This is a genomic window from Pseudomonas sp. GM60 (assembly GCF_000282415.1).
Taxonomy (GTDB): Bacteria; Pseudomonadota; Gammaproteobacteria; order Pseudomonadales; family Pseudomonadaceae; genus Aquipseudomonas; species Aquipseudomonas migulae.
The window spans coordinates 1-10,211 of sequence record NZ_AKJI01000089.1; the positions used below are offsets into that span (position 1 = coordinate 1).

7 protein-coding genes are annotated in these 10,211 nt (G+C 60.0%); all 7 read right to left on the minus strand.

Going from position 1 to position 10,211, the window contains the following annotated elements; all coding sequences use genetic code 11:
• Positions 1-98: 98 nt before the first annotated feature.
• Positions 99-1,595 carry a sensor domain-containing diguanylate cyclase gene (locus tag PMI32_RS07970; protein WP_008032285.1) on the minus strand — a complete coding sequence of 499 codons (1,497 nt, stop codon included), beginning with the start codon at positions 1,593-1,595 and terminating at the stop codon, positions 99-101.
• A gap of 147 nt (positions 1,596-1,742) precedes the next feature.
• Complete coding sequence (locus PMI32_RS07965; protein WP_008032288.1) at positions 1,743-3,053, minus strand: OprD family porin; 1,311 nt, start codon at positions 3,051-3,053, stop codon at positions 1,743-1,745.
• Positions 3,054-3,247: 194 nt separating this feature from the next.
• Positions 3,248-3,472: a hypothetical protein gene (locus PMI32_RS07960; RefSeq protein ID WP_008032290.1), complete on the minus strand. Its 225-nt coding sequence runs from the start codon at positions 3,470-3,472 to the stop codon at positions 3,248-3,250.
• Positions 3,473-3,704: 232 nt separating this feature from the next.
• Entirely contained in the window at positions 3,705-5,069 is a 1,365-nt protein-coding gene (locus tag PMI32_RS07955; protein WP_008032291.1) for a heavy metal sensor histidine kinase, read from the minus strand.
• Positions 5,059-5,736 (minus strand): heavy metal response regulator transcription factor, encoded by a 678-nt coding sequence (locus tag PMI32_RS07950; protein ID WP_007916978.1) that lies wholly within the window; start codon positions 5,734-5,736, stop codon positions 5,059-5,061. Before PMI32_RS07950 ends, PMI32_RS07955 begins: the two co-directional genes overlap by 11 nt.
• A gap of 9 nt (positions 5,737-5,745) precedes the next feature.
• The gene (locus PMI32_RS07945; RefSeq protein ID WP_008032293.1) at positions 5,746-8,850 is read right to left on the minus strand and encodes a multidrug efflux RND transporter permease subunit; all 3,105 of its coding nucleotides are present in this window, start codon (positions 8,848-8,850) and stop codon (positions 5,746-5,748) included.
• Positions 8,847-10,007 carry an efflux RND transporter periplasmic adaptor subunit gene (locus PMI32_RS07940; RefSeq protein ID WP_008032295.1) on the minus strand — a complete coding sequence of 387 codons (1,161 nt, stop codon included), beginning with the start codon at positions 10,005-10,007 and terminating at the stop codon, positions 8,847-8,849. The genes PMI32_RS07945 and PMI32_RS07940 overlap by 4 nt, the downstream gene beginning before the upstream one ends.
• Between the last annotated feature and the right edge of the window lie 204 nt (positions 10,008-10,211).

A 10,211-nucleotide genomic window follows, 5' to 3' on the forward strand; every position in this document is an offset into this window, starting at 1 on the left:
CCATCGCCAGCAAGCTGGCTCCTACAGGTTATGCGGCGGTCATTCCCTTTGTAGGAGCCGGCTTGCCGGCGATGGGGCCAGCCATCACACCGCAGATCTCACTCCGTAGCCACCACCCGATTGCGCCCACTTTCCTTGGCCTGATACAGCGCTTTGTCCGCCGCAAACAGCAACTGTTCAAGGCTGGTATCGGTGGTCGAAGTCCACGTACTGATGCCGATACTGACAGTAATCGGCGATTCCACGCCCGCCACAAACGGCAGTTGTTCCACCGCAGACCGAATGTGTTCAGCAATTTGCCGCGCGCCTGCGCTGTCCGTTTCCGCCAGCACCACCGAGAACTCCTCCCCCCCGTAGCGGGCGACCAGATCCGTCGGTCGCCGCACATTCTCGGTGATCACCTTGGCCAGTGCCCGCAGCGCATCGTCACCCGCCTGATGGCCATGTTGATCGTTGAACGCTTTGAAGTGGTCGGCATCGATCATCAACACCGACAGCGGTTTGCCGGAGCGTTGCGCGCGAAACCACTCATGGCGCAGGGTTTGATCGAGCGTTCGGCGGTTGGCCACGCCGGTCAAGGCATCGGTGGCGGCCAGTTGTGCCAGCTCGTGTTCGGCGTTGTGACGCCGGCGCAATTCACGGCGTAGCAGCCACGTCAGCCACAGCAGGCTTATGCACAAGGCTACGGTTGCAGAGCTGACTACCACTGCCGTGCGCTTCCAGGCCGCAAAAACTTCATCACTGGACAGCGCAACGATGACGATCAGTGGCAAATTTCCGACCTTGGAAAAGGTGTACAGACGCTTGTCACGGTATCGATCGGACATGCTGGTGAAGCTGCCATTGCCTTCTTTGACGATGCGCTGGAAATTGGGGCGATTACTGAAATCCTTGCCAATCAGCTCTTCGGCCAGGCGTGGTTGCTGAGCCAGGAGAATCCCATTCTTGCTGATCAGATTGACCGTGCTATCGCGGCCGATGCTCAAACTGTTGAACAACTGATCGAAGTAACTCAAGCGCATGGCGGCTTCGGCTACTCCCAGAAACTCACCCTGGGAGCCGCTCAGCCGTCGACTGAAACTGATACGCCAATCCTGTTCGGGCGACCTGGCTCTAAAGGGGGGGCTGATGAACATGCCCGGGTCCGGGTTGTTCACGTGAGATTGAAAGTATTCGCGATCGGCGTAGTTGCCTTGCCTGGGCTCCACCGAAGCCGAGTCGGCGATCACGTCGCCCTTGTTGTCGAGCAACAAAATATTGCCCTTGTACGGCGCGGCAGTGGCGCGGTCGAAATAGGCCATATGGCGAATGGCTGGAGATACGCTCTTGAGATCCTCTCGCCGGGAGGCGGCGATCAAGCCCAGCAGGGAAATATCATAGAGTTCGACATTGCGCAACACGTCGGCGTCGATCAATTGCACGATGTTGTTGGCGGCGCGAGCGGCGGACAATTCGGCGTTGGCGCGCTCACGGATCAGCAGAAACGTCACGATGCTGAGTATCGCAATCACCAACAGCACACTGCCGAGAATCAGAAGTCGCTCCGATCGTGTCGACCCGATCGGATCTTGAGATTTCACACTGCTCACACTCATGGTTCTGGCTTCTGCAAATAAGGTGTTATGAACGTTTTTTACAAGAGTCGGGCAGAGTCCCAGAAACCGGTCGCGTCCAGAGGGCTTGTATAAAGGCCGGATAAAAAAAAGGCCAGCAAAAGATGCTGGCCTTTTGCTCAGCGAAGCTTAGAAGACATTCAGCGGGTAGTCGACGATCAGCCGGTATTCGTCGGTGTCTTGATCCAGCGCGCCGTAGCCCTTGCCGCCACGGTTGGTGGCCCATTGCATGCGTACCGACAGATCCTTGGCCTTGCCGCCCTGGACCACGTACTTCAGATCAATGTCACGCTCCCAGTGCTTGGCATTTTTGCCGTCGGCGCTGTACCACGACGCATAACCGCGGCTCTGCGGGTCAACCTTGGTCAGGTCCAGCTCGCCCCGGGAGTAAGACACTGCCGAGGTCAGGCCGGGTAGGCCGAGTCCGATAAAGTCGTAGGCGTACTTGAGTTTCCACGAGCGTTCATTCGGGCCATTGAAGTCGGAATACTGCTGGGAGTTGTCGAGAAAAATGCTGTCGCCCTGGCTGATGTAGTCGAACGGCGTGTTGCCGTTGACCCGCTGGTAAGCGGCGGTGACGCTGTGATTGCCCACGCCGACGGTGAAATGCAGGCTGTAAGTGTTGTTGTCGATGTTGCCCAGCAGCGCATCGCCGGTGTCCTGCGTGTGATAAACGTGCAGGCCCGGATTGAGACTGACCCATTCGTTCAGCGCGTAGGTGTAATCCAGGTCGTAGTAATACTGGTTCCAGATGTCCTTGAGTTCGGCGGCGTAAAGGCTGCTGGTCAACCCCGGCAGGCCGCTCCAGGCCACGCCGGCCCAGTTCAGGTGCTGGCTCTCGTCGCCCTCGGCGAGGCTGCCATAGGACGTGCCGATGCGCGTATGACCGCTTTGGTTGTAGGGCTTGGTGAAACTCGCCTGGCCACCTTCAATCAGAAGACCGTCGAAGCTGTGATTGGTCAAGCTGACGCCGCGAAAGGTCTGCGGCAGCATGCGCGTCTCGCCGCCGGCGATCACCGGGTTGGCGAGAAACAGGTCACCGGCCTTCAGCTCGGTATCGAAGGCGCGCATTTTCAGCGTGCCACCCGCCGTCGAAAACGATCCCGGCGCTTTGCCATTGCCATCGCCGACCGGCAGGATGCTCGAATTGTCGGTGCCGCCACCGCCGTCGAGCTTGAGGCCGAGCATGGCGTGGGCATCCAGACCGAAACCGACGGTGCCTTCGGTAAAACCCGATTCGAAGACCCCCAGGAAACCCTGGCCCCATTCAATGTTGTCGTCAGCCTGCTGCAGACGGTTGCGGTTCATGTAGTAGTTGCGGGCATTGAGGTTGAGGCTTGAACCTTCGACAAAACCTTCTTGATCGGCTGCCTTGGCGTTGATAGGCATCGTTACGGCGATTGCAATGAACAGCGGGTTGAATCTTTGAGGGAAACGCACTAGCGGTACAGCTCCTTGGGTCTACTGAACACTTCATTGTTTTGAAGTGCGGGATGTTTCTTGTCAGGGAAGACGAACCGGACAGCATTTGAACCACAACAAAAAAAAGCCGCTGATAGCAGCGGCTTTGAAGACAACTTTTCAACAGGAAGAGCCAATGAAAAGTGTCGAGGGAAATAGAGCGATGTGAGCGATCAGCTATCTTTCTCAACCCGTGGCTGGGCCTGAATGGTCGACGCTTGAGGGGTTTGCGCAGCGTCCTGCGCCTTGGCCGTCATTTCGCTCTGATGTTCTTCAAACGCTGCAGCGCGCGCTGCATTGTGTGCGACGAAGGACTGCGACTCTTCAGCCATGGCGAATGGAGAGAGGAACAAAGAGGACAAAACGAAAGCGCTGGCAATACCCATAGTGTTGGACATCTTTAAAACCTTCTTGCTTGGCAAGTGCTGTTTGGTGGCGCAAAGATAAGGATCCTGGCCGATGGGAAACAGAGCCAATTCAATAAAGGACTGTTGCGGGATAAGCAAATATCGCCGTCTGTAGGAGCCAGCTTGCTGGCGATAGGTCTTCAGTTTTTCGCTGTTTTCGAAGACGCCATCGCTGGCAAGCCAGCTCCTACAGGGGGGGCGTGGGGCGAGATTTTCAGGTCTGTCAGACGGGAAGGTGAATACCGAAGGTATTCATGCCGTGGTCACTGCGCACAAACACATCCCCGCCGTGCATCAACGCAATCGCCTTGACGATCGCCAGGCCCAGGCCGTGGTTGTTGCCACTGTTGCTGCGCGACGCATCGACCCGGTAAAAGCGCTCGAACAATCGCGGCAGATGTTCGTTGGCAATCGGTGCACCGGGGTTTGCCACGCCGATGCTGACTTGATGGTCCTCGACGTCGATCTGCACCTGAATCACCTGTCCGGGCTCGGTGTGTTGCACCGCGTTGCTCAGCAAGTTGATCAGCGCCCGACGCAGATGTGCGATTTCGATCCGTACCTGCGCATCGCCACGGACCTGCACTTGAACCTGTGCGTCTTCAAGAATGAAATCCAGATACTCCAGCGTCGTCGCCACTTCATCCGCCAGCGAGGTGGATGTCAGTTTGGTCGCCTTGCTGCCCTGATCCGCACTGGCGAGGAACAGCATGTCGTTGATGATCGAACGCAGTCGCTCAAGCTCCTCGAGATTCGATTGCAGCACTTCGAAATAGTGTTCCGCCGAACGCCCGCGCGTCAGCGCAACCTGGGTCTGACCAATCAGATTGGTCAGTGGTGAGCGCAGTTCATGAGCGACGTCGGCATTGAACGACTCAAGCCGCGAGTAAGCCTGTTCGACCCGCTCCAGGGTGGAGTTGAACGAGTTGACGAACTGATTGAGTTCCGGCGGCAACGACGATAAGCGCAAACGCCCGGAACGCAGCGGCGGCGCCAGGCGCTGAGCCTCCTGAGACAATTTGATCAACGGCTTGAGGCCGATCCGCGCCACCCAATAACCGAGTGCCGAAGCCAGCAGCACGCCGACAATCGCCAGGCTGATCAGCGCAATCAGCAGATGATGTTGGGTTTGAAAAAACGTCTCGGTGTCGATGCCGATCATGAAGCGCAGCGGCGGGCGTTGATCCTTGGCCGGGAACTGGCTGACCAGCACTTTCATTGGATAAGGCTGGCCCGGCAACTGCAAATCGCGCATGCCCAGCGGGCCTTCGGCGAAGGCGCGGATCTGCGGCGTCGGGTTGCCATATTCGTAGTGCGGATCGCCGCTGGTGATCCAGAAACTGATGCGTTTGTCTTCTTCGCCGAGCAGCTTGAGCTTGTTGTTGATCTTCACCCAATGCTCGGGCGTGCCGTAACGGCCGACGGTGGATTCGAGCACGCTGTAACGTGCGTCCAGCTCGGCTTCGGGCAGCAAACCCAGGCCTTTGTCGACCTGCTGATAGAGCGCCCAGCCGATCAGCAGAAACACCAAAAGCGCCACCAGCGTGAACATTCCACTGAGGCGCAGGGCAATCGAATTACTGGACACCACGGCTCTCCAGCACATAACCCATGCCACGAATCGTGTGCAGCAGTTTCTCGTCAAACGGCCCGTCGAGTTTGGCGCGCAGACGTTTGATCGCGACTTCGACGACGTTGGCGTCACTGTCGAAATTGATGTCCCAGACCATTTCCGCAATCGCCGTTTTCGAGAGGATTTCACCTTGCCGGCGGGCCAGCACGCTGAGCAGCGAGAACTCCTTGGCGGTCAGGTCCAGACGCGTGCCGGCGCGGGTGGCCTTGCGGCTGATCAAATCTATCCACAGGTCGGCGATGCTCACTTGCACCGGTTCATGACCGCCGCTGCGCCGGGTCAGCGCTTGCAGGCGCGCCACCAGTTCGAGGAAGGAAAACGGTTTGCCGAGGTAATCGTCGGCGCCGTCGCGCAGGCCTTTGATCCGGTCTTCGACACGCTCGCGGGCGGTGAGCATGATCACCGGGGTTTGCTTGCGCGCACGCAAGGCGCGCAGTACGCCGAAGCCGTCGAGGCCCGGCAACATCACGTCGAGGACGATCACCGCGTAGTCGCTTTCCAGCGCCAGGTGCAGGCCTTCAACGCCGTCCCGCGCCAGGTCCACGGTGTAACCCTGTTCCGTCAGGCCGCGGTGCAGATAGTCCGCGGTTTTTTCCTCGTCTTCGATAATCAGAACGCGCATGACCCCGCCTCAGTCTGTGGTCGCCAGCACCGGTACGGGCGCTGGTTTTTTGGGCCGATGAAATAGTCGCTCCAGCCACAAGTATATGACCGGAGTGGTGAACAGCGTCAGCGCCTGGCTCACCAGCAAGCCGCCGACGACCGCGATCCCCAACGGCTGGCGCAGTTCGGCGCCGGTGCCGTAGCCGAGCATCAGAGGCAGCGCGCCGAGCAGGGCGGCGAGGGTGGTCATGATGATCGGCCGGAACCGCGTGATGCAGGCCTGGAAAATCGCCTCTTCCGGTGGCAGGCCACCGTTGCGTTGGGCGTCGAGGGCGAAGTCGATCATCAGGATGCCGTTTTTCTTCACGATGCCGATCAGCAGCACCAGCCCGATCAGCGCCATGATCGAAAAATCCTGGCCGCAAATCCACAGCATGATCACCGCCCCGAGCCCCGCCGAGGGCAGCGTCGAGATGATGGTCAACGGGTGCACGAAGCTCTCGTAGAGCACGCCGAGAATGATGTACACCGCCACCAGCGCCGCCAGAATCAGCCACGGCTGGCTGGCCAGCGAACTCTGAAACGCCTGGGCCGCGCCCTGGAAGTTGCCGCTCATGGCGGCCGGCATGCCGATCTCGGCCTTGGCCTGATTGAGCATGATCACCGCATCGCCAAGCGCCACGCCGGGCGCCAGGTTGAACGACAGGTTGGCGGCCGGGAACATCCCGTCATGTGCGATCGACAACGGGCCAACCGTCGGCGCATCGAATTTCGCCAGCGCCGACAGCGGCACCATTTCCCCACTGAGCGGCGAGCGCAGGTAGAAATAATTGAGGCTTTCGGCCTTGCCGCGTTGCCTGGTGTCCAGTTCCAGGATCACGTTGTACTGGTTGATCTGGGTCTGGAACTCGTTGATCTGCCGCTGACCGAACGCATCGTACAGCGCTTCGTCGACATCGCTGGCGGTCAGGCCGAAACGCGCGGCGGCGCTGCGGTCGATGCTGATGTGGGTGATGCTGCCGCCCAGTTGCAGGTCGTTGGAAATGTCGCGGAACGCCGGGTTGGCGCGCAGTTTTTCCGTGAGGCGCTGGGTCCAGGTGCTGAGGGTCGCGCCGTCGTTGCTCTTGAGCACGTATTGGTACTGCGCGCGACTCGGGCCGGAGCTGAGGTTGATGTCCTGGCCGGCGCGCAGGTACAGGACGATGCCCGGGACTTTCATCAGTTGCGGACGGATCCGGTCGATGAACTGGCTGGCCGAGACGTCGCGCTCGCTGCGTTTTTTCAGGGAAATCCAGAAGCGGCCGTTGGCGATGGTCTGGTTGCTGCCGGAGACGCCGACGGAGTGGGAAAACGCCGCGACCGCTGGATCTGCCGCGACGATTTCTGCCATCGCCAGGTGTTTTTTCACCATGTCGCCGTAGGAAATATCGGCGGCGGCTTCGGTGGTGCCAAGGACAAAACCGGTGTCCTGCACCGGGAAGAAACCCTTCGGAATGAAGATGTAGCCGGCGATGGCCAGGGCCAGGGACATGCCGAACACCCCGATCATCAATTTCTGATGGGCGAGGGCGCGGCGCAGGAGCTTTTCGTAGCCGGCCAGCAAGCGTTCGCCAAAGGTTTTTTTACTGTGGGCGTGATGCACCGGCGCACGCATGAACAGCGCGGCGAGCGTCGGCGCCAACGTCAGCGACACCACCACTGAAATCATGATCGTAGACGTGGCCGTCAGGGCGAACTCCTTGAACAGCCGCCCGACCACGCCGCCCATGAACAGCAGCGGAATGAACGCCGCCACCAGCGAAAAGCTGATCGAGACCACGGTAAAACCAATCTCGCCGGCGCCCTTGATCGCTGCCTCGCGCATGCCGTCGCCGGCCTCCAGGTGCCGGTGAATGTTCTCCACCACGACAATCGCATCGTCGACCACAAACCCCACGGCCACCACGATCGCCACCAGTGTCAGGTTGTTCAGGCTGAAGCCCATGATGTACATCAGGGCAAAACTGGCGACCAGCGAAACACCCAGTACCGCCGACACGATCAGCGTCGCCGACCACTGACGCAGGAACAGCGCCATCACCGCCACCACCAGCATGATCGCGATCAGCAGGGTGATTTCCACTTCATGCAGCGACGCGCGGATGGTCTGGGTCCGGTCGACTAGCACCTTGACCTGCACCGACGCCGGCAGCATCGCTTCGAGAGCGGGCAGGGCGGCCTGAATGCGGTCCACGGTCTCGACGATGTTGGCCCCCGGTTGCCGGGAAATCACCAGGTTCACCCCGGGTTTGTCACCGGCCCAGGCTTGCACGTAGGCATCTTCCGAACCGTTGACGACTTTGGCGACATCCTTCAGGTGAACCGGTGCACCGTCCTTGTAGGAAACGATGAGTTGGCTGTATTCCTCGGGGTGGAACAACTGATCGTTGGTCGACAGCGTCGAGATGCTCGACTCGCCATACAACGCGCCTTTGGCCAGGTTGAGGCTGGTGTTTTGGATCGCCAGGCGAATGTCCGCCAGCGTCAGGCCGATGGCCGCGAGTTTGTCCGCCGAGGCTTGAACGCGAATCGCCGGACGTTGCTGGCCGGTGATGTTGATCTGGCCTACACCGTCGATCTGGCTGATCTGACGGGACAGCAGGGTTTCCACCAGATCGCTGAGTTCGGGGCCGGGCATCAGGGTCGAGTTGATGCTGAGAATCAGCACCGGGCTGTCGGCCGGGTTGACCTTGCGCCAGGTCGGCAGGTTAGGCATGTCCTTGGGCAGTTTGCCGGCGGCGGTGTTGATCGCGGCCTGCACTTCCTGCGCGGCGGTGTCGATGCTTTTGTCGAGGGTGAATTGCAGGGTCAGGTTGGTCGAGCCGAGGGCGCTGCTCGAGGTCATTTGGGTCACGCCGGGAATGGCGCTGAATTGCACTTCAAGCGGCGTGGCCACCGAGGAAGCCATGGTTTCCGGACTGGCGCCGGGCAGTTGCGCGGCCACCTGGATGGTCGGGAATTCAGCTTCCGGCAGCGGCGCGATGGGCAACCGTGGGAACGCAATGACGCCGAGCAATACCAGGGCAAACGTCAGCAGGATCGTCGCCACCGGATGATCGATGCACCACGCGGAAACCGAGCCGTGGCCCTTCATGGTTTCGACTCCGTTTGCACCATTTGCGCGGGGTCAGTCAGCACCTGGACCGTCGAACCGGGCTTGAGGCGCGACTGACCGTCGCTGACCAGCACGTCGCCCGGTTTCACGCCTTTGATGATGTCCTGGCCGCTGCCTTGATAGACCATCTGCACCTGGACGGTTTCAACCTTGTCACCTTTGACCCGGTACACGAAGTGTTGGTCGAGGCCACGTTGTACGACGGTGGGCGGCACTACCAGCGCATCCTTTTCCAGCGCTGTCTGAATTTTTACCGTCACCAGCAGGCCCGGCCACAGTTTTTGCCCGGGGTTGTTGAATTCGGCCTTGGCGCGGATGGTCCCGGTGTTGGCGTTGATCTGGTTGTCGATCAGGGTCAGGTGGCCTTCGCCCAGCAGGTTGCCGGTTTCGCCGTCGGTGTCGGCACCGATGTAGGCCTTCACTTGGGCGTGTTCCGGATCGTTGATCAGGCCTTGCAGGGTTGGCAGCATTTGCTGTGGCAGGGAAAACTCCACGGCAATCGGGTCGATCTGCGTCACCGTGAACAAGCCTTGGGTGTCGGTCATGCGCAGGAAGTTGCCTTCGTCCACCGTACGAATCCCCACGCGACCGCTGACCGGGGAGCGAATCTGTGTGTAGGAAAGCTGCACCTGAGCGGCGTCAATCGACGCCTGATTGCCTTGGGCGGTGGCTTTGAGCTGGTTGACCAGCGCTTGTTGCTGGTCGTAAGTCTGTTTGGATACGCCGTCGTCGACGCTCAGCAGTTTGTAACGCTTGAGGTTGACCAGCGCCACTTGCAGCTGCGCCTGGCTTTCGCCGAGCTGTGCGCGGGCCTGATCCAGGCTGGCGCGGATCGAGCGATCATCGATGGTGGCGAGCAAGTCACCCTTGTTCACCAGTTGACCTTCCTTGACCAGGATTCTGGTGAGGATGCCGTCGATCTGCGGACGTACCACCACGCTGTGCAAAGACAACACCGAGCCGATGCCGCTGACGTAACGAGGGACGTCTTTTTCGGCGACGTTGACCACTCGAACCGGGATCGCCGTGGGCGCGGCGAGTCTGGCCGTGGCCGGTTTGGTGGCGTACCACACGCCCAGCGCTGCCAGGACAATCAGGAGGGCGGCGAGCAGGGCGGGTTTTTTCTGAATTCGCATGCGAGTGGGGCGCCGGGGCTGGGAGGACGGAATTTTGTCAGTGTTATACCTTCCTTTATAAACCTGTTCGCCGGTCAGGAAGGTGACTGCTAACTGACGGCGCTGTCAGTTTGGAGTTTGTGTTGTCTGTTCTGGCCTCATCGCCAGCAAGCCGGCTCCTACAAAGTACACCGCGAACCCCTGTAGGAGCCGGCTTGCCGGCGA

What these genes read in the sequence shown, in the direction of transcription:
- PMI32_RS07960 (WP_008032290.1), bottom strand. Translation starts at nt 3,472, where the DNA reads ATGTCCAACACTATGGGTATTGCCAGCGCTTTCGTTTTGTCCTCTTTG.
- PMI32_RS07950 (WP_007916978.1), bottom strand. Translation starts at nt 5,736, where the DNA reads ATGCGCGTTCTGATTATCGAAGACGAGGAAAAAACCGCGGACTATCTG.
- PMI32_RS07970 (WP_008032285.1), bottom strand. Translation starts at nt 1,595, where the DNA reads ATGAGTGTGAGCAGTGTGAAATCTCAAGATCCGATCGGGTCGACACGA.
- PMI32_RS07945 (WP_008032293.1), bottom strand. Translation starts at nt 8,850, where the DNA reads ATGAAGGGCCACGGCTCGGTTTCCGCGTGGTGCATCGATCATCCGGTG.
- PMI32_RS07940 (WP_008032295.1), bottom strand. Translation starts at nt 10,007, where the DNA reads ATGCGAATTCAGAAAAAACCCGCCCTGCTCGCCGCCCTCCTGATTGTC.